This window comes from Candidatus Saccharibacteria bacterium oral taxon 955, from assembly GCA_010202265.1.
GTDB lineage: Bacteria > Patescibacteriota > Saccharimonadia > Saccharimonadales > Saccharimonadaceae > Saccharimonas.
In genome coordinates this window covers 538,305-557,459 of record CP047918.1, presented here as the reverse complement: position 1 = coordinate 557,459, position 19,155 = coordinate 538,305, and the positions used below count along the sequence as shown (strand labels likewise).

General features: G+C 47.0%; 17 protein-coding genes and 1 pseudogene. 15 read left to right on the top strand and 3 right to left on the bottom strand.

The window, feature by feature from the left end; genetic code table 11:
* Window positions 1-29 precede the first annotated feature (29 nt).
* The 4 genes from GWK75_02935 to GWK75_02920 all read left to right on the top strand — a co-directional run bounded on the left by GWK75_02935 (window position 30) and on the right by GWK75_02920 (window position 6,055).
* Entirely contained in the window at window positions 30-2,501 is a 2,472-nt protein-coding gene (locus tag GWK75_02935; protein ID QHU91393.1) for an HAD-IC family P-type ATPase, read from the top strand.
* A gap of 42 nt (window positions 2,502-2,543) precedes the next feature.
* Complete coding sequence (locus GWK75_02930; GenBank protein QHU91392.1) at window positions 2,544-4,325, top strand: ATP-binding cassette domain-containing protein; 1,782 nt, start codon at window positions 2,544-2,546, stop codon at window positions 4,323-4,325.
* Between the two features lie 81 nt (window positions 4,326-4,406).
* Window positions 4,407-5,099, top strand: coding sequence for a hypothetical protein (locus GWK75_02925; protein QHU91391.1), 693 nt, complete (start codon window positions 4,407-4,409; stop codon window positions 5,097-5,099).
* A gap of 11 nt (window positions 5,100-5,110) precedes the next feature.
* The gene (locus GWK75_02920; GenBank protein ID QHU91390.1) at window positions 5,111-6,055 is read left to right on the top strand and encodes an FAD-dependent oxidoreductase; all 945 of its coding nucleotides are present in this window, start codon (window positions 5,111-5,113) and stop codon (window positions 6,053-6,055) included.
* A gap of 59 nt (window positions 6,056-6,114) precedes the next feature.
* On the opposite strand, the gene GWK75_02915 is transcribed toward GWK75_02920, so the two are convergent.
* Together GWK75_02915 and GWK75_02910 are read right to left on the bottom strand one after the other, a co-directional pair.
* Window positions 6,115-6,801 carry a hypothetical protein gene (locus tag GWK75_02915; GenBank protein ID QHU91389.1) on the bottom strand — a complete coding sequence of 229 codons (687 nt, stop codon included), beginning with the start codon at window positions 6,799-6,801 and terminating at the stop codon, window positions 6,115-6,117.
* Between the two features lie 24 nt (window positions 6,802-6,825).
* Window positions 6,826-7,785, bottom strand: coding sequence for a hypothetical protein (locus tag GWK75_02910; protein QHU91713.1), 960 nt, complete (start codon window positions 7,783-7,785; stop codon window positions 6,826-6,828).
* Window positions 7,786-7,901: 116 nt separating this feature from the next.
* Here GWK75_02910 and GWK75_02905 point away from each other — a divergent pair, with 116 nt between their 5' ends.
* Together GWK75_02905 and GWK75_02900 are read left to right on the top strand one after the other, a co-directional pair.
* Window positions 7,902-8,432, top strand: a complete 531-nt coding sequence (locus GWK75_02905; GenBank protein QHU91388.1) for an inorganic pyrophosphatase — start codon at window positions 7,902-7,904, stop codon at window positions 8,430-8,432.
* 116 nt (window positions 8,433-8,548) lie between these two features.
* Window positions 8,549-8,884 (top strand): annotated as a pseudogene (locus tag GWK75_02900) (signal peptidase I).
* A gap of 205 nt (window positions 8,885-9,089) precedes the next feature.
* On the opposite strand, the gene GWK75_02895 reads toward GWK75_02900, so the two are convergent.
* Complete coding sequence (locus GWK75_02895) at window positions 9,090-10,631, bottom strand: RelA/SpoT family protein (protein ID QHU91387.1); 1,542 nt, start codon at window positions 10,629-10,631, stop codon at window positions 9,090-9,092.
* A gap of 185 nt (window positions 10,632-10,816) precedes the next feature.
* Between GWK75_02895 and gap the strand changes: the two genes are divergently transcribed.
* The 9 genes from gap to GWK75_02850 all read left to right on the top strand — a co-directional run bounded on the left by gap (window position 10,817) and on the right by GWK75_02850 (window position 19,135).
* Complete coding sequence (gene gap, locus GWK75_02890) at window positions 10,817-11,836, top strand: type I glyceraldehyde-3-phosphate dehydrogenase (GenBank protein QHU91386.1); 1,020 nt, start codon at window positions 10,817-10,819, stop codon at window positions 11,834-11,836.
* Between the two features lie 158 nt (window positions 11,837-11,994).
* Window positions 11,995-12,456: an RpiB/LacA/LacB family sugar-phosphate isomerase gene (locus tag GWK75_02885; protein QHU91385.1), complete on the top strand. Its 462-nt coding sequence runs from the start codon at window positions 11,995-11,997 to the stop codon at window positions 12,454-12,456.
* Window positions 12,456-13,100 (top strand): hypothetical protein, encoded by a 645-nt coding sequence (locus GWK75_02880; protein ID QHU91384.1) that lies wholly within the window; start codon window positions 12,456-12,458, stop codon window positions 13,098-13,100. The genes GWK75_02885 and GWK75_02880 overlap by 1 nt, the downstream gene beginning before the upstream one ends.
* 11 nt (window positions 13,101-13,111) lie before the next feature.
* Window positions 13,112-13,972, top strand: a complete 861-nt coding sequence (locus tag GWK75_02875; protein ID QHU91383.1) for a transketolase — start codon at window positions 13,112-13,114, stop codon at window positions 13,970-13,972.
* Window positions 13,965-14,969: a transketolase family protein gene (locus GWK75_02870; protein ID QHU91382.1), complete on the top strand. Its 1,005-nt coding sequence runs from the start codon at window positions 13,965-13,967 to the stop codon at window positions 14,967-14,969. Before GWK75_02875 ends, GWK75_02870 begins: the two co-directional genes overlap by 8 nt.
* A 49-nt stretch (window positions 14,970-15,018) precedes the next feature.
* Window positions 15,019-15,930, top strand: coding sequence for a class II fructose-bisphosphate aldolase (locus tag GWK75_02865; GenBank protein QHU91381.1), 912 nt, complete (start codon window positions 15,019-15,021; stop codon window positions 15,928-15,930).
* A gap of 99 nt (window positions 15,931-16,029) precedes the next feature.
* Window positions 16,030-17,010, top strand: coding sequence for a hypothetical protein (locus GWK75_02860; GenBank protein ID QHU91380.1), 981 nt, complete (start codon window positions 16,030-16,032; stop codon window positions 17,008-17,010).
* Window positions 17,011-17,012: 2 nt separating this feature from the next.
* Window positions 17,013-18,512 (top strand): hypothetical protein, encoded by a 1,500-nt coding sequence (locus GWK75_02855; GenBank protein QHU91379.1) that lies wholly within the window; start codon window positions 17,013-17,015, stop codon window positions 18,510-18,512.
* Entirely contained in the window at window positions 18,509-19,135 is a 627-nt protein-coding gene (locus GWK75_02850; GenBank protein QHU91378.1) for a hypothetical protein, read from the top strand. Before GWK75_02855 ends, GWK75_02850 begins: the two co-directional genes overlap by 4 nt.
* Window positions 19,136-19,155 lie beyond the last annotated feature (20 nt).

Genomic DNA, 19,155 nt, shown 5'->3' with positions numbered 1-19,155 from the left:
TGTGCTTGTGGTTTGATAAAATAATACTGATGAATGCAAAAAATATGCACGGTCTAACGGTACGTGAGGTGGCCGCCAGACAGAGGCGAGACGGCTACAACGAGTTGCCAGATCGCGAAAAGCGCAGCATCTTTGGACTAGTATTTAGTATTCTGACTGAGCCGATGATCTTTCTTTTGTTGGCGGTCGTCGTAGTTTATTTTTTGCTCGGTGATCGTAGTGAGGCGATTGTGCTTATGGTTTCAGTCATTGTTGTTGTTGCTATCGAGCTATATCAGGATACAAAGACTGAGAAAGCGCTCGAGGCGCTTCGTAGTTTGGCCAGTCCAAATTGCGAAGTTGTGCGCGGTGGCAAGCACGTAGTCATACCGAGTCGAGAGTTAGTGGTGGGCGATCTGGTTGTTGTTAGTGAAGGCGGAAGGGTGCCTGCTGACGCGCGTCTAGTTGATGCCTATAATCTTATGGCTGATGAAAGTATATTGACTGGTGAGTCGGTGCCAGTCGACAAAAACGCTACGTTGGCAAAAGACATACGAGAGAATCATGTATATTCGGGGACAATGATCGTCAAAGGTCACGCGATCGCCGAGGTGATAGCGATTGGTGTAGCAACCGAAATGGGTAAAATCGGCACGTCGCTAAATGAGATCAAGCCAGAAAAGACCCTACTTCAAAAAGAGATTAGCAAAACGGTGCGTATTATTGCGGCAATCGCTATCGGTTTGTCTGTGGTGCTGACTATATTATTTTGGGTGTTGCGAGGTGATTTATTGCACGGCTTTTTGGCTGGCTTGACTCTATCGATTGCAGTGCTACCTGAGGAATTTCCTGTTGTTCTGACGGTGTTTATGGCGCTTGGCGCATGGCGTCTTGCTAAAAATAACGTGCTGAGTCGACGGAGCCAGACGATTGAAACACTTGGAAGTGCGACCGTTTTGTGTACTGACAAAACAGGGACATTAACTGAAAACCGTATGACTATTGTCGGTATAACCGACCGTCACGGTAAAGTATGTAAAGCAGGTGGGCAGTATGATGAAGTTGTCACTTTTGGGGTCCTCGCTTCTCAAAAAAATCCATTTGATCCTATGGAGGAAGCGTTCATCTCAGCGGTATCTGATCTAAATACGATTTATGGCAATATGGAGATCATAAAGGAATATCCGTTGGAAGACACGTCAATGTCAGTTGGCCATGTTTGGGCGAATACAGAGGGTGTGCCTAAGGTGCTTGCGTTAAAGGGTGCGCCGGAAGCGGTATTTGATCTATGTAATCTGAGCAAGACCGATCGTAGTGTGCTTCAGGCACAGGTCAAAGCTTACGCCCAGGAGGGGTTGCGCGTTCTGGGTGTCGCTAGGGGTCGGTTGACTAACAGAGTTGAGGTGTCGCGCGAAAAATACGCTTATGATTTTCTTGGTCTTGTTGCTTTGGCAGACCCAATTCGCAAGGAAGCAGCTAGTGCAGTTAAGCTGGCGCATCAGGCGGGTATCAGAGTTATGATGATTACTGGGGACTATGCTGAGACGGCGAGACGTATTGGTAAAGAGATTGGCCTTCGTGCGGGGCGAGTTGTGACGGGTGAGGAGTTTATGAGGGCCGATGAGGCGATGCGTGATCGTATTGTTCAGGAGACGGAGATATATAGCCGGGTGGCACCTGGAGTAAAGCTTGAGATTGTTAATGCTCTCAAGCGTAACGGCGAGGTAGTTGCGATGACAGGGGACGGGGTAAATGACGGCCCAGCCTTAAAGAGTGCGCATATTGGTATTGCTATGGGCAAACATGGCACAGATGTAGCACGTGAGGCGTCATCGATTGTATTGCTCGATGATAACTTTGTGTCTATAGTCAAAGGTGTGCGCACGGGGCGGAGGATCTTTGCAAACCTTCAGAAGACAGCGATGTATATCTTGACGGTTCACATACCAATCGCGGTTCTCTCGATTCTTCCAGTTCTGTTTGGCTGGCCAATAATTCTACTACCGATCCATATAGTTTTCTTTGAGTTTATTATCGATCCTAGCTGTACACTCGTATTTGAGGGTGAGCCAGAGGACGAGAATACTATGAGGCGCCCACCGCGCCGACTTGACGCCCCATTATTTAGTAGACGATTGGTGCTTCAAAGCGTTGTCCAGGGTGGGCTAGTGGTTGTGGCGATTGCGCTCATTCACGGATATATGATGTATCAAGGTTGGACAGAATCGCGCGCGCGAGCCATTACGTTCTTGTTGGTTGTGTTGACAAACGTCTTTTTGATTCTAGCTATTTCTGGTCGGAGAGTTATTTTGGATACGCTTAGGAGTAGGCGTCCAACACCACTAGCTATGGTGGTGATCGGAGTTATTTTAGTGCTGTTTGTCGTCTACTCGTTACCAGCAACTCGTGGCTTATTCAAGATTGAAATGTTGACGGTAGCGGAGGTGGGCCTAACGACATTGGCTGCTATTTTGACGTCAAGTTTGGTGACTCCGCTTCGTAAAATACTTCATACATTTTAAAGATCGCTTCAAAAGCTGATTGCCAGATATAATAAATACTAGATGAAGCAAATTCGTGAAATATTTAATTACACAAAAGGGCTGAGGCGCTATATTTTAGCAATTGCACTACTTTCGATTATTAGTTCTCTGTTGTCTTTTGTCGTGCCAAATATAGTTAAGTACGCAACCGACTGGGCTGTCTCGATAGTCGCCGATAAAAGTGTGTTTACCTGGAAGCCGTTGATTCTCTTTGGACTTCTCATGGTGGGGGCGTCAGTTATCTCAGCGATTGTTAGTGACGTTAGTGGCTACTTTGGCGACCAGCTGGCTATCAGGACTAGGCATCAGCTATCTACAGCATACTACAAGCATCTTCTTAGTTTGCCGCAGTCGTATTTTGATAAAGAGTCAATGGGCAAGGTCGTTAATCGTCTATATCGAGCAATTATCGATATAACTAATTTCCTTCAACTATTTAGCAATAACTTGTTGCAGATGTTGATTACGACTTTACTGACGCTGGTGGTTTTGGCGTTTTATGGATGGCAACTGGCCTTGCTGTTTATTATCTTAATACCAGCAAATTTCTATCTAACAGCACGCACAAGTGGTAGATGGCAGCGCGTCGAAAAAGAAAAGAACAAGCATTTCGATCGTGCGAGTGGACGTTTTACGGAGGTAATTGGCCAGATTAGACTTGTCAAAAGTTTCATTGCAGAAAAGCGTGAATATAAACAGTTTGACGAAGATATGCGAGCGATGATAGGGCTAACTGCAACACAGTCAAAACATTGGCACGGCATGAATTTTATGCGTACGGTTGTATTTGGAGTAATCCAAGCTATCACGCTCAGTTTTGTATTTTATTTTGCTTCAGCAAAGCGTTTTTCAATTGGTGATATTGCGCTACTTGTCATGTTGATTCAACAGGCAGGAGCGCCACTTCGCGGTCTGAGCTTTTTTGTCGATAGTTACCAGCGTGCGGTTGCAAACAGCAGGGATTATATAGAAGCTATGGAGATTACACCTGAGGTAGACCAAGGTAGCCGTGTGCGGCTTAGTGTATCGCATGGTGATATTAGGTTTGATCATGTTTCATTCGCGTATAGTGATGGCGCGCGCGTGCTTAACGATATCTCTTTTACGGTTAAAAAAGGTGAGAAAGTGGCGCTTGTTGGTGAGAGTGGGGGCGGAAAAACTACAATCACCAATTTATTGATGGGGCTATATTCTGCGACAGATGGGTCAATTTTTATCGACGATCAAGACATTAGAAAAGTTCGACAGGCGGATGTCCGGGTGCATATTGCTACTGTATTTCAGGAGTCGGTATTATTTAGCGGAACGATCCGGGATAATATTGCCTACGGTCGTCCCGATGCGACTGATGATGAAATTATGAAAGCGGCAAAAACCGCAAATGCTGACACGTTTATAAATAAGTTTGAAAATGGTCTTGATACTGAGGTCGGTGAACGAGGAGTTACGCTGTCTGGTGGTCAACGGCAACGTATTGCAATTGCCAGGGCGGTACTCAAGGATGCACCAATTTTGATCCTAGATGAGGCGACTTCTAGCTTAGATAGTCGAGCTGAACATGAGGTCCAGGAAGCGCTTGATAGGCTGATGAAATATCGGACGACATTGATTATCGCTCACCGATTAAGTACGATCGCTGGTGTTGATCGTATCGTAACGCTCAAGAAGGGCCGTGTTGACGAGATTGGTACGCCTGTTGAACTTGCAAAAACTAATGGTATCTATGCTCAGTTGCTAAAGCTTCAGCTCGGTGCGTCTGAGGTGGCCAAGAGGAAACTGGCGCGTTTTGAGATTGCCGAATAGCCGCCTCTTGTCAAGAACGCTATATAGTGGTGGTCTGGTTTGCTATAATGAAGCAAGTTGACTAATAGATAGAGAGGGAATATGGCAACGACAAATTTTCAGCGTTGGGGTATCCTGGCGATTGTCACCGTAACGATAATTGGTACAATTGGTGGATTTGCTGTAATGGTGCTAGCCCAACAGCAGGCGTCGGAAAATCAGGCAAAGTATCAAAAATTACTTGGCGAGTATCGAGTCAAGAAAGAGGAGTATGATAAAAAAGTTAAGGCGCAAGGCGATGAACTGTCAGCAAAATATTACGAGTCGTTTAAACAATATAGCGATCGTGTAGCTGCATTTGATATCAATAGCGTCAAAGAAGTCTCGACCGAAGACTTGCTGGTTGGTGAGGGTGAAGAGGTCTCGGGCTCAACAAAAATGGCGGCGTACTACGTCGGCTGGGATGCAAATGGTCATATATTTGATCAGAGTATCGACACTAGCGCCAATAAGCTCAAGAGTCCGCTACCAATTAGTGAGGGGTTAGATAAGGCAAACTTAATTGCTGGCTGGAAAGAGGGTATGAAGGGTATGCGGATAGGCGGTGTTCGTATGTTAACGATACCGTCTGACAAAGCATACGGCGAGCAAGGTCAAAAGGATGACAGTGGTAAAGAGACGATAGCTCCAAATATGCCACTGAAGTTTGTGGTGATGGCAATTCCCGCCCCTGAAACTATACAGCAACCCGATGCGACGGAGCTAACAGAGCTTTATACTAAGATGAATAGATAAAAGGAGAGGCTATGGAGCAAGAAATTAAACCAGTTGTAATGGTCGGTGCTGGTCCAAGCGCCCTGACCGCTGCAATTTATACGACGCGAGAAGATATCGATACGACGCTATATGAAAAGGGTGTGGTTGGCGGTCTTGCAGCGATTACCGATAAAGTCGATAACTATCCAGGCTTTCCCGATGGAGTTGAGGGCATGGCGCTTGCCGATCGATTGCAGCGTCAGGCTGAACGTTTCGGTGCAAAAATTGAATACGGTAACGTATCGGCCATACGACACGAAGACGGGGTTAACATCTTGACGGTCGACGGCAACGAAGTCCGCGCAAAAGCCGTCTTGATTGCGACTGGAAGCGACTACAACAAGCTAAATATCCCAGGTGAAGCGGAGTATTATGGTCGTGGTGTGCATTACTGTGCAACCTGTGATGGTGCATTTTATCGTGACAAAAGACTGGTTGTTGTGGGTGGCGGAAACTCTGGTGTACAGGAGGCAATATTTTTGACGCGTTTTGCAAGTCATATTGACCTACTTGTGCGCAGTACTGTAAAAGCTAGCCAGGTGCTACAAGATGATCTAAAGAAGTATATCGACGACGGCAAAGTGACGATTCATCTCGAAACGGTGCCTACAGAAATAGTTGCCGATAACACCGGTAAAGTGACAGCCGTTAAGGCGACCAAGGCTGGCGAGGCAACGGAGTTTATGGTAGACGGCGTGTTTATATTCATCGGGCTCAAGCCAAATACTCAATTTCTCGAAGGTAGCGGTGTCGAACTCGATGAGCGTAGGTTGATTAAAACCGACAATCACCTAGCAACCTCACTGCCTGGTGTATTTGCCAGTGGTGATGTGCGAAGCGGCGCGACGATGCAGGTGGCGAGTGCCGTGGGGGAGGGTGCTACGGCGGCGCTGAGTATCCGTGAGTATCTCGAGTCGCAGGCATTGAGCAAATAGCCGTATGTGAACTTTGACGTGGCTGTTTTATAGCCATTGAATTTCTAGTGTGCTTAGGGTTATTCTGTTGCGGCGATCAGCTTATCGGGATAGTTGGTTACGACGCCTTGTACGCCCTTTTCTTCGAGGTGGCGTAGTGCACCTGGCCGGTCAACGGTATAGACGTAAATAAATATCCCCGCGCGCCTAGCAATCTCTAGCGCTAGGCGATTAAGATATAACCGATGAAAGCCGACAGCAGTAAGATTTATAAAACGGTGATAGGCGACAAATATAAAAGGATTTTCGCTATGAAGCAGGGCAAGGTTTGCACGTTTTGCTAACTGTCGGACTTGTACAAGCTCGCTACCCCTAAATGAAGAGACGATTACTTTGTCCCAGTCGGAAGCTTTGGCGATGTAGTGTTTTTTGAGGAGACGCACGAGTTGTTCGCCGCTTCCTCGGCTTTTTAATTCGATATTAAGTAGAATGCGTCCAAAATAAATATCTAGAATTTCCTCGAGCAGGGGGACGGGTCTATCAACAGTTAGCTTGCGTAAACGTTCGTACGTAACATTTGCAACCAAGTCACGCAGATGATGTGTTCGTAGCAGTCTCGAGTCGTGTATTACCACTAGGCGATTATCGGCAGTGAGACGTACATCAAGCTCTATCATGTCGGCTCCAGCTTTAAATGCAGCCTCAAAAGATGACATAGTGTTTTCGGGCGCATGACCAGCTGCGCCACGGTGTCCTATAATGAGCATACAGTAATTATATCACTGCGATTATTAGACGACGTGTCGATGAAGGAAGGACTCGAGCTGACGAATGATATGATGATCGGTTGTCTCAAGCGCTATCTCTCGCGTGCCCATGGCACCAGAACCAAACATAAAGTTGTGCGATCCAGTGATAGCGACTTTTTGTCCATCAGGCATCGTAAATATGATAAACTTCGCATGCAAATAGGCGTCGCGCGTGTATAAAGTGTCGTGCCTTGCGGTAAACATTCCCAGCGTAATTAAAAATCGATTAAGCGATGAGGCGTGTCGCCAGTGGTTAAAATATAGTACGGACGGTTTTTTCTTTAGGATATGAGCTAGTCGACCAGTTGGACAGTATTGAGAGACCAAGATTATTTTGTCGGCTTTTTGAGCGAGATCGCATGCGCGCCTATAGATAATTGAATCTCCGATTAGGCCGCCGTCAAAAAGAGTGATAGATTGATCAGATATGGCATAAGAATGACTGCGGGCTGCGCCTCCTGAACAATCTAGACTGTAGATATACTCCTGCTCTTTTGCGATTACGTCAGCTAATAAGGCGTTTTTTAGTCGAAATATATAATCAACGTTTGTAAAGCTACTGTGATCAAGGTTTACTCCGCCAAATGTGTAAACTACGTCATCAATTACTGTCCACTTACTGTGTGTTCTGCCGACTAGAAGTCCGATCGTTTTGCGTCCAAGCCAGTGAAAAGTGATGCCGTGTTGTTTTAGTCTGCGCTCTAGTTTCATCGCTTGGATAGTACGGGCTGGCTGGCGCTTTGATGAACGCAAAGCGAACCCTTTGGGCTCCAAGTAGGTAAATGTATCGATATAAACTATTGTCTCGACGCCTCTGTCTGAGGCCTCGCAGAGTGCTTCAACAATTGCGTGACTGTTCGGACCGTCGTCTCGAAGAACTGTTGCGACAATTAAGATTCGCTTACGGGCTGAGCAAATTTTTTTACGACGTCTGAAGCATATTTATCGGCAGTCAGGAGAGTTGGTTGATTAAATAATTGCATAACGTCCCTCTAGTATACCTTGTGCGAGCAAAAGCTGATACTATATAGTCAGATAAACGAAAGGAGTTCGAGACAGTGCCTGATTTTAATAAAGTTTTGACACCCGGCGACATTGATGGAGGGGTCCTTAATACGGTCGTAGAGATTCCAGAGGGGTCTCGACTAAAAGTTGAATGGGATCGCCAACGAGCGGCATTTATGCTTGATCGTGTTGAGCCGCGTATATTCGCCAAACCGTGTAACTATGGATTTATACCGCAGACACTTGATGAGGATGGTGATGAGCTGGATACGCTAATCGTCTGTCCTGAGCCGCTGCCAACTGGCGTATGGCTTGAGGCAAAAATTATAGGTGTTATGAAATTTGAGGATGACGGTGAGGTTGACGACAAAATCGTAGTTGTCCCGGCCGACAACCGAGATGATGCTGATGCGATTAATTCGCTTAGCGACATTCCACAGCTAGTTAAGCAGCTCGAAAATCACTTTACCCACTACAAGGATCTCAAAAAGCCTGGTAGCACCAAGGTGCTAGGTTGGGGTGATGTCGAAGAAGCCAAGCAGGTAATTAAGCAGTGTATTGAACGATACGGCAGTAACCGATAGGAGGGCGCTAAGACGTGGAAAACTACAACTACTCAAGCCTGCCGACGTATCCTACGAGCTATAGCGATGACATATTAGCAAACGGCTTGTCCCCAGAGGGGGGTATCTTGATAGCTATGGCATTGCTTTTTGCGTTTAGTATCGCTTTTATACTGACAATAGCCACTGTAATTGGCCAGTGGAAGGCGTTTACAAAGGCCGGTAAGCCTGGTTGGGCGGCAATTGTGCCCGTCTATAACCATATAGTTGTTCTCGAGATTGCGGGACGACCAGTTTGGTGGGTTCTGCTCACCATGTTTGTCCCTCTATTTGGTGTTTGGGTAGCAATTGTTGCGCTAATCGATCTGGCTAAGTCTTATGGCAAGTCAAACGGTTTTGCAGCGCTGTTAATTATATTTCCGATTATCGGTTGGCTGATTCTCGGGTTTGGCAAAGATAAATATATCGGTCCGATTGCGGCTGGTCGGGAGGATTTTGTGCCGGCTCCAGACTTTGCGCCAACTGCCAAACCGAATAAGTCGGCAACTCAGAAAAAAGCGCAACCAGCAAAAACAAAATCAGGTCAACCGCTTCCTCCGGGCGCGTCTAAAGACGATAAGGCCAAGAATTAAACCGTTAACTTTTGAGACAATAATAGTCAGTGGTTTTATGCACTGGCTATTTTGTTTTACGTTGCCGACGTTCGCGCGCCTTGCGCTGGATGATTGCTGCGGCGTGGCTGATTTGCCCCAGTAGACCACCTTTACGCAGCTGAGCGCGAAGCTTCATCCGAGCGTGGCTGGTGATCATAAATTGTTGCCAATCTTGTTTTGGGCGCGCACCTTTGCTTGTCAGGATCTCGATTACATCTCCGTGCTGAAGCGTATGGCTAAAAGGCTCCATCTTGCCATTGATGATGAATCCACTCGCACGTGCCGCTAAGTCTGAGTGGACGCGGTAGGCGTAATCAAGGGGAAAAGCGCCAGCAGGTAAATCATAGATATCGCCTTTTGGAGAATACACGAATATCCTATCGCCAAACAGATCGATCTTTAGGTCTTCGCCGTCAAATTCTTTACCCTCAGAAATTTGAGCGGCTGCTGACTGAAGGTGTTGAATCCAGTGCAGATCGGCTGGCAATTCGGCGATCGTACCTTTTTGATAAGCCTCAGTTAGCTTTTGTTCATTGTAGTGAAAGCTTGCTGCCAGTCCACGTTCGGCGTATTCGTGCATTTTGTTAGTGCGAACTTGAAACTCAACCGCTTGGCCGGATTTTGTGACGATCGTAGTATGGAGAGATTGATAGCCGTTTGGTTTTGGTTTTGCGATATAGTCTTTGATTCGATCGACCATTGGCTCGTACAATCGATGAAGCTCCCCGAGTACTAGGTAGCAGGTGGCGATATCGTCAACGATAATACGAAGCGCCATCAGGTCGTAGATATCATCAATATTTGGTACTCGCTTCATTTTTTTGTACAGACTATAGATGCTTTTCACGCGTCCGTCTATCTGATGAGGAATGCTTTCTTTGGTGAGGTGGGCGTCTACGGCCTTGCGAACGCTTCGGAGCTTGCGCTCGCTTTTTTTGAGGCGACTATCCATCAACGACTTAGTTTGCTCAAATTCCTGAGGCGATAGATATCGAAAGCTAAGCTCCTCCAGTTGGACACGGACCCGTCCCATATTTAGACGGTCGGCAAGTGGTGCGAAGACCTCGATCGTTTCGCGAGCGATTTTCTTTTGCTTTGGCGCGCTTTTATATTGCAGAGTTTGCATATTGTGGAGGCGATCGGCTAGCTTGATAATAATAACTCGGACATCTTGACCAACGGCAATCAGTAGCTTGGTTAGGTTGTCTTTGGTTGAGGGCAGGTAGCTTTCGAGATTGCGCATTCCGGCACGAGCTTGAGAAACTTTTGTAACGCCATCAACTAGGAATGCTACATCGCGTCCAAACTGCTCTTCAATTTCCTCGATAGTTGCGTCCGTGTCTTCAACGGTATCGTGAAGAACGCCGGCAACTACTGAATCTATATCCATTCCCCAGTCGATAATTGTTGAAGCGACATGGAGTGGGTGGGTGATGTATGGCTCGCCGCTTCGACGAGTCTGTCCTTTGTGCTTTTTGGCTGCGTAGTCAATGGCGTGGTTGAGGCGGCTACACTGTTCTTCGGTGTAGTGTTTTTCGGCAAGCTCCTGCAACTCACTCCTGTCCATATAGATAAGTATACAGAGCGAGACTTGCTTATGCAATTGACAAACGTATATATAAGTGGTATAATGAAAGAATAAATCTAGACATATAAATAGCATCTCATTGGGGTGCTTTTTTTGTGGCCTAAGGTGCGGTATACTATAACTAAATAGCTCATACTAATAACGTGTTCATGGAGGTGGGAACAATGAGTGCAATACGGGTTGCTATCAATGGGTTTGGTCGGATCGGACGAAACGCGTTTAAAATCGCGTTTGATCGTAATGATATAGAGGTCGTTGCGATCAATGACCTGTCGGATGCCAAAACTCTCGCTCACCTTTTGAAACATGATTCTATTTATGGTACTTATAATCGTGAAGTTGGATATGACGAAGTTGGTATCACCGTTGATGGTACGCACATCAGAGTGCTTAACGAAAAAGATCCAGCAGGCCTACCGTGGCGCGATCATGAGATAGACGTCGTGATTGAGTCGACTGGGTGCTTCACTGAATCACAAAAAGCGCAAGCACACATTGCAGCGGGGGCTAAACGGGTAGTGATATCGGCTCCAGCCAAGGGCGAGGGGGCGGACACCATTGTAATCGGTGTGAATGATGATGCGGTAGCGACCAGCTCGCCAGTTGTCTCAAACGCTAGTTGTACTACAAACTGTGTCGCTCCAGTGATGGCGATACTAGAAGAGGTGTTTGGCGTTGAGAAGGCTATGATGACAACGGTTCACAGTTACACCGCAAGTCAACGACTTCAGGATGCTCCAGCAAAAAATCTTCGTGAGGCGCGTGCGGCTGCAGAGAATATCGTCCCAACCACTACTGGAGCATCGATCGCTACGACAAAAGTACTGCCTTCTCTAACAGGTTGTTTCGGTGGGCTATCAGTTCGTGTACCGACGCCTACGGTGTCGATGTGTGATTTTGTCACGTTGATCAAGCGAGATGTAACGGCTGATGAAGTAAATCAAGTATTTCGTGAGGCGGCAGGTAAGCCATTTTACCAGGGCATACTTGATGTTACCGATGAAGAGCTAGTCTCTATGGACTTCAAGGGCAATAGCTACAGTGCAATCGTTGATTTAGCGCTAACTGATGTTGTCGGCGGCAATCTCATCAAGGTGGTCGCATGGTATGACAACGAATGGGGTTATTCAAATCGATTAGTTGAACTAACAGTCGATGTAGGGCGTGCTTCTAGGGCTGTATAGTCTGTATATTTTAAGCAAATACGACCCCATAGAATCCTCGGGGTCGTATACAGTTGTTCGTACATGTATTGTGGTTGAATAATAGCAAAATCATGTAAAAAAGTCAAGCGTAAGCAGGTAGCTTTACAGATATAGTCTAACCGCTTATACTTAGGTGTATGAAGATATTTATTGGTGCTGATCACGGCGGATATCATCTCAAAGAAAAGATCGAGGCGTATCTAACTAAGCGAGGCTATGACTGGGAAGACGTCGGCGGCAAGGAATTTGATCCAAATGATGATTTTCCGCAGTTTGCTCAGATTGCGGCCACTAGGGTGCTTGGCGAGGATGAGTCAACTGATCCACGTGCGATCTTGATTTGCACGGGTGGTCAGGGTATGGCGATGGCAGCCAATCGTTTCAGCGGTATTAGGGCAGCGGTCATCTGGGATAGTTTTGAGGCAAAGGAGTGTCGAAACGATAATAATTCCAATGTTTTGTGCCTGCCTGCGCGCGTCCTTGACGCCGAGGGTGACGACTTAGAGCTATGGAAAGACATTATCGACACATGGCTCAACACGCCATTTGCTGGAGCCGCGAGATTCATCAGGCGTAATGCAGAATTGGATCGATTTTAATGAGTGAGGTGGTACCAACAATTCTCTGTGAGACCGCCGATGACTATAAGGCGACTGTTGAGCGTCTTATGCCGTTTGCGAAGCGGGTCCATATTGATTTAACGGATGGAGAGTTTGCGCCTACGTTTACAGTTGGCGTCAACCAAATGTGGTGGCCACAGGAGTGGGAAGTTGATATTCACGCCATGGTAGCTCATCCGAGTCAGTATGTCGATGCATTGATTCAGATGAAGCCAAAGACGGTTATTTTTCATGCCGAGACGAACGAAGACCTACTGCCGATAATCCAAAAACTCAAATCAGCAGGTATTAATGCTGGTGTAGCGCTTCTCAAGCCAACCGTTCCAAGTACAGTTCACGATTATATCGAAAATGCTGACCATGTTCTCGTGTTTAGCGGTGATTTGGGTCATTATGGCGGCACCGCTAGTCTGATGCAGTTAGAAAAGGTGCGACTGATTCGAACAATCCATCCTGAGGTCGAGGTAGGCTGGGACGGTGGCGCGAATGTGGAGAATGTATTTAGTCTAGCTCAGGGGGGCGTCGATGTGGTGAACTGTGGTGGCGCTATCAACAAGTCCCAGGATCCTGCGGCGACATACAAACAGTTAGTTGATGAGATTAATAAACATAGTGTTATTTAAGAGGGTTGAGTGTGGGTGGACAGCTAACAATTAGACAGCTTGAGCAAAAAGCCAATCAAGTTCGAAAAGATATCATAACAATGCTAGAGCATGCGGGTAGTGGACACCCAGCAGGCTCGCTAGGGTTGGCTGATTTGGTGACCACGCTGTATCTCAGTGTGATGAATATCGATCCGAAACAGCCAGATATGCCGAATCGAGATTTGTTCTTCTTGAGTAACGGACACTGCGTGCCTGCCCAGTATGCCGCTATGGCGGAGGCGGGTTATTTCCCTCGAGAGGAATTGATGACTCTGCGCAAGTGGGGTACGCGCCTTCAGGGTCATCCAGAGCGGACTAAGCTCCCTGGACTTGAGAATACGTCGGGACCACTGGGTTGTGGTATTGGGCAGGGGGCAGGGGCGGCTTACACCTTCCAATATATAGATAATCAACGACATCGCTGGGTCTACGTAATCACCGGTGATGGCGAGCTTGATGAGGGCAATATCTGGGAGTCTGTCATGTTTGCCTCCAAGTACAAGCTCGCTCAATTGATCGTGTTTGTTGATAGAAATAATATTCAGATAGATGGCCCAACCGAACAGGTGATGCCACTAGAGGATTTGGCCGATAAGTGGCGAAGTTTTGGGTGGCATGTCCAAGAGATAGACGGCCACAATATTGAGAGTATCCTTGATGCAGTCGGAATGGCAAAAGCGATCGAGAATCGCCCAAGTGTCATCATTACTCATACTATTCCAGGCAAAAATGTCGAATTTATGGAGTATGACTATAAATGGCACGGCGTCCCGCCAAACAGCGAGCAGGCTAAACAGGCATTGAGGGAATTACAAACAATGGGCGGAAAAATCCGTGCGGAGTATGAATAATATGGAATATCCACTAAATGATAAGCTACTGACAGATTCACCTGATGTCGAGCCGACACGGGCTGGTTTTGGACGAGGCTTGAGGACGGCTGGTGAAGATAACGAAAATATTGTCGGGCTTTGTGCTGATCTGGTTGAGAGCGTTCAGATGCATTTGTTTGCCGAAAAATTTCCAGAAAGGTATGTCGAGGTTGGTATCGCCGAACAAAATCTCCCGATTATTGCCAGCGGCATGGCGGTTAATGGTAAAATTCCGTTTGCAGCGAGCTACGCTGCATTTAGTCCAGGTCGTAACTGGGAGCAAATCAAGACAACGGCAGCCCTCAATGATCAGCCGGTAAAAATAGTTGGTGGACATAGCGGTTCGACCGTAGGCCCGGACGGTGCGACTCATCAAATGTTTGAAGATATCGCCCTAATGCGTGTCATGCCAAATATGGTCGTAGTCTGTCCGGGTGATAGTGTAGAGGCTGAAAAAGCGACTTTGGCGATAGCCAAAAATGGCAAACCATGTTATTTGAGGGTAGCGCGTGAGAAAACACCAATTTTTAGTAAGCCAGAAAGCCCATTTGAAATCGGCCGAGCGCATGTACTGCGAAAGGGCCAAGACGTAACTATATGTTCGACGGGTATAGAAACACCTTATGCGCTAAAGGCGGCTGAGCTACTCGCTCATCAAGGAGTAGACGCAGAGGTAGTTCACGTGCCAACCGTGAAGCCACTTGACGTCGAGACGATTATCAATTCTGTGAAAAAAACTGGTCGGGTAGTGTCGTGCGAGGATGCGCAGGCGGCAGGTGGTTTTGGTGGTGCAATTGCTGAATTGCTTTGTGATGAGATGCCAGCGCCGCTTCTCAGGATTGGTGTTCAGGATCGTTATGGTGAATCTGGCGAGCCACTTGAAGTTCATCAAAAACTAGGGCTTGCAGACGACACAATTGCCGTGCGAACTAAAGAGTTTGTTAACTCACGACCACAATACAAACCTGGCTTCTAGTGCTATACTAAGTACAGATAAGCATAATAAGTTTAGGTGAGGAAACGGTATGGGTCTAACAATTAGCCAAATTCGTGATAGAACATTGAGGGCGCGGCACCTGATGCAGCGCAGTCGCCAGCAGGGGTTTGCGGTCGGTGCATTTAATATTGACAACCAAGAGACCCTGATTGCGGTTTCTCGAGCAGCTCAGAAGCTGAATGCGCCAGTTCTCGTTGAGGTGAGTCAGGGTGAGGTTGATGCTTTGGGGCTTGAGAATATTCGCGACATGGTCGACAACTATCGTGATGAATATGGTATCGAGATATATATCAATCTTGACCACAGTCCAACGGTTGAAGCGTGCAAGCGAGCGATTGACGTGGGTTTTGAATTTATCCATATTGATATTTCGCAGGCGAACCATGACGCAAGTGAGGAGGAGATTATCGCCAAGACCAAAGAGGTTGTCGAGTATGCGAAGTTTACAGGTGCGCTTGTGGAGAGTGAGCCGCACTACTTTGCGGGCGGTAGTAATGTTCACGATGAAGATATAGACTACGAGGAAATTCGTAAGACATTTAGCACTCCAGAGGGGGCGCGAGCGTTTGTAGAGGCGACGGGTATCGACACATTCGCAGCTGCGATAGGTAATCTCCACGGAAAATACAACGTTCCGAAAGAATTAGATCTAGAGCTTTTGGCGCGAATTCGATCAGCAATCGATTGCCAGATTTCGCTTCATGGCGGGTCAGGTACGCCGTTGCATTATTTTGAGGATGCCTCTAAGGCTGGCGTGAGCAAGATAAATATCAATACAGACATGCGTGTTGTCTTCCGCGAAACACTTGAAAAAGTTCTCAAGGAAAATCCTAAGGAGTATGCGGTTGTTAAGTTGATGCCACAAGTTTACGGGGCGGTTCAGCAGGTTGTTGAAGAGAAAATCGCTGCGTTTGGTAGCGCCGGAAAGGCAGTTAGGTAGAGTGAGTTTTGGTGATAGGCTATCGGTCGTGCAGGTCAATGCTACTCATGATGGTCTTGTCAGCATGTCGGCTAGACTAGACCTAGGAGGGGGTGTTATATGGTGAAAATTCTCGCAATTGGTAAGGGGACGCAGGATGTATTTTTGCGATCCGATGAATTTGATCCACACAAAGAAGGTGAGCACATGTATACTCACCTACCTCTCGGCCTCAAGATGGAGGTAGAAGACGTTACTTTTGAGACTGGTGGAAACGCGACCAATGTTGCCGTTACTTTTGCACGTCAGGGGCTTGAAAGTGGATATCTTTGGGGGCTTGGTGAAGACCCAGCCAGTCAAGCAATACTACATGAACTCGATAAAGAGGGCGTTGATACTAGTCATGTGATTCAGGACCCTGAGTACCAATCAGGATATTCGGTTATTATGATCGCGACAAATGGTGAGCGGACGATCCTCAATCATCGCGGGAAAGCTTTCGGGCGGACTGGCAGGCATAATTTTGATCTCAGTGCAATTGCAAAATACGACTGGGTCTATCCAACCAGCCTTGGTAATGGCGGTTTGACGCTGCTTCGGCAGATTATTGATACCGCTGAAAAAAATGGTGTAAAGGTGATGCTAAATCCTGCAGGTCCGGAACTGGCCGAAAAAGACAAGCTTGTCGGACTACTAGATGGCGTTGATATCCTCTGTACAAACAAGGAGGAGATGCAGTTATTGGTTAGCGGCAATACTTGTGAGGAGTTGGCCTTGCACGCACTTCACTATGTGCCAGTTGCGATCGTGAGTGATGGTCCAAATGGTGTGGTCGCGACTGATGGCAAGACGATTGTGCGAGCGGGTATGTATGAGGATGTGCCAGTGCTTGATCGTACAGGGGCGGGAGATGCATTTGCTAGTGGATTTTTGAGCCAGTGGTCGCAGGGTAAATCGTTGCGTGAATCAGTAATTTTTGCTAGCGCCAATAGTACGAGTGTTGTGACAAAAATCGGCGCCAAGGCTGGTATCTTGCGTCGTGGTGTAGTGCTTCATGAGATGCCAATTCATGAAAAAGAGATAACCACAAAGGAGATATAAGTATGGCGAAGTTCTTGCGTGTATTGCTCGACGCTAATGAGCCGATGTTTAGTGCGACATTGCGTCAGCTTGAAAAAATGACAGGACGTAAGGGTGTTGACGTTGCGTATATCGCTGACATTACCGCTAGAGCTCATGCTTTAATGCGCAAAATCGGTCTCGACCCAGCAGACACATCAGAACATGAGCTTTATAGGGCGCTATTAGCACATGTTGATGACACTTATTTGTTTGCACAGACAGACGATGTGGCCTTGATATTTGGCGGTAGTCGCGTCGTCTCGTTTAACTATGATGATGTCAAGGAAAATGTATCACGTCCTTATGAGTCTAGGACTTATCGGCATATGCGCTGTCAGGTTCAGCATGGGTTGACTGCTCGATATATTGCTGCCGATGGTGACGATGAGATTGCTATTGATGAGATGATATCCCAGTCAGGTATCAAGGCCTGTGATTTGATCGATTATCATGAACAAAAATTAGCTCAGAAAACCAAAAAAAACGAGCCATATATTTTGTGTATAGGAGATATTTTTACCGATGTTAGCATCAGATTGCATGATGACGGGACGAAGGTGGAAGTAGATGGTGACGGTTTGAGGCGATTGAGTGTTCCAGTTGGTGTAGAGCGATCATACGAACAAGCTGATGCCATCTTTAGTGTTGGTCCAGCGGCTAATGCGTCTGTTTCTATGGCGCGTCTTGGTGCGCAGGTTGGCTTGATGAGCTGGCTGGGAGATGACCGGACGGGCAAGGATTCTCTCGAGTATCTAGCTCGTAAATCGGTTGACACAACACCACTGTTCGTCCAGAAAAAAATGCCATCAGGTGTACGCTATGTTTTGCGATATGAGGCTGGGAGCACTCCGTTTGTCAAAAATGAAACATATGATTATGTCTGGAAAAAACCAAAGACAAAACCCAATTGGATATACCTCGCAACGCTTAGTAATAATAGCTGGGAATTTCATCTCCAGCTGATAGATTATCTAGAAGCGAACCCAGATGTAAAATTTGCTTTTCACCCAGGAGTATCTCACCTTAAGTGGGGCGCAAAGAAGCTTGCTAGATTATATAGGTGTGCCGATGTTGTGGTGATGAATCGTGAGGCGGCCGCTGAGGTGACTGGTAGGCCATACGGTGTCATTCGTCAATTAGCTGAGGGCTTGAGGGCGCTTGGTCCGAAGCGTGTCGTAATTACTGATGGCCTAAAGGGTTCTTATGCTTTTTGTGATGGCAAGCTTCAGACGGTTCCGATTTACCCTGATTCTAGCTCTGTGTGCGATAGGACTGGCGCAGGTGATGCCTTTGCTAGTACAATTGTCGGAGCGCTTGCTTTTGGTGAGTCTTTTGAGACGGCACTTAAGTGGGCGCCAATAAATAGTATGAGCGTGGTGCAGCAGCTTGGTGGTCAGGCTGGTCTATTGACTAAAAAAGAAATTGAGACACATCTCAAGCGTGCGCCAAAGAGCTATAAGATAGAGGAGTATACGAGATGAAATATCAGATTTGCGTGTCTGGGGCGGCTTCAGGGGAGACCGTTGATGCTTCACACGATCAGGCGTTTGCCCTCGGTGCGGAGATCGCCAAGGCGGGCAAGACTTTGCTGACTGGAGCGACGGTAGGCTTACCGCATTATGCAGCGATGGGTTTTGTGAGTGTCAAAAATTCGAAAGGTAGTTCGATTGGGTTTAGTCCGGCTAGCTCGTATCGAGAGCATGTCAGTACTTATCGATTACCAACTAAGGAGTTTGACTACATAAACTTTACTGGTATGGAATATGTTGGACGAGATGTTCACCTGGTACGTAGTGCCGACGCGGTGATTACGGTTGGTGGACGCATGGGGAGTTTGCACGAACTATCGACCGCCCTCGAGAGTCGCAAAGTCTGTGGTGTTTTGCTTGGAAGTGGTGGGCTTGCCGACTATACGGCGACATTATTGAAACATATAGAGGCGCCAGGTGGTAAAGACGTCATATACGACACTGATCCGAAGCGTCTCGTCAAGAAGGTTGTCGACGTACTCGATAAGCGCTACGCTGATTTTATTGATCCGAGAGATAACGTGCGCGGTGGCGTTTCGGCGGAGCCTCCAGCAAGCTCTGGTCGACGCGGATAGGCTAGATGAGGTTATAATAT

Coding starts and splice junctions, on each gene's coding strand:
- GWK75_02935 (QHU91393.1), top strand. CDS start 30: ATGAATGCAAAAAATATGCACGGTCTAACGGTACGTGAGGTGGCCGCC.
- GWK75_02930 (QHU91392.1), top strand. CDS start 2,544: ATGAAGCAAATTCGTGAAATATTTAATTACACAAAAGGGCTGAGGCGC.
- GWK75_02925 (QHU91391.1), top strand. CDS start 4,407: ATGGCAACGACAAATTTTCAGCGTTGGGGTATCCTGGCGATTGTCACC.
- GWK75_02920 (QHU91390.1), top strand. CDS start 5,111: ATGGAGCAAGAAATTAAACCAGTTGTAATGGTCGGTGCTGGTCCAAGC.
- GWK75_02915 (QHU91389.1), bottom strand. CDS start 6,801: ATGCTCATTATAGGACACCGTGGCGCAGCTGGTCATGCGCCCGAAAAC.
- GWK75_02895 (QHU91387.1), bottom strand. CDS start 10,631: ATGGACAGGAGTGAGTTGCAGGAGCTTGCCGAAAAACACTACACCGAA.
- gap (QHU91386.1), top strand. CDS start 10,817: ATGAGTGCAATACGGGTTGCTATCAATGGGTTTGGTCGGATCGGACGA.
- GWK75_02885 (QHU91385.1), top strand. CDS start 11,995: ATGAAGATATTTATTGGTGCTGATCACGGCGGATATCATCTCAAAGAA.
- GWK75_02880 (QHU91384.1), top strand. CDS start 12,456: ATGAGTGAGGTGGTACCAACAATTCTCTGTGAGACCGCCGATGACTAT.
- GWK75_02870 (QHU91382.1), top strand. CDS start 13,965: ATGAATAATATGGAATATCCACTAAATGATAAGCTACTGACAGATTCA.
- GWK75_02865 (QHU91381.1), top strand. CDS start 15,019: ATGGGTCTAACAATTAGCCAAATTCGTGATAGAACATTGAGGGCGCGG.
- GWK75_02860 (QHU91380.1), top strand. CDS start 16,030: ATGGTGAAAATTCTCGCAATTGGTAAGGGGACGCAGGATGTATTTTTG.
- GWK75_02855 (QHU91379.1), top strand. CDS start 17,013: ATGGCGAAGTTCTTGCGTGTATTGCTCGACGCTAATGAGCCGATGTTT.
- GWK75_02850 (QHU91378.1), top strand. CDS start 18,509: ATGAAATATCAGATTTGCGTGTCTGGGGCGGCTTCAGGGGAGACCGTT.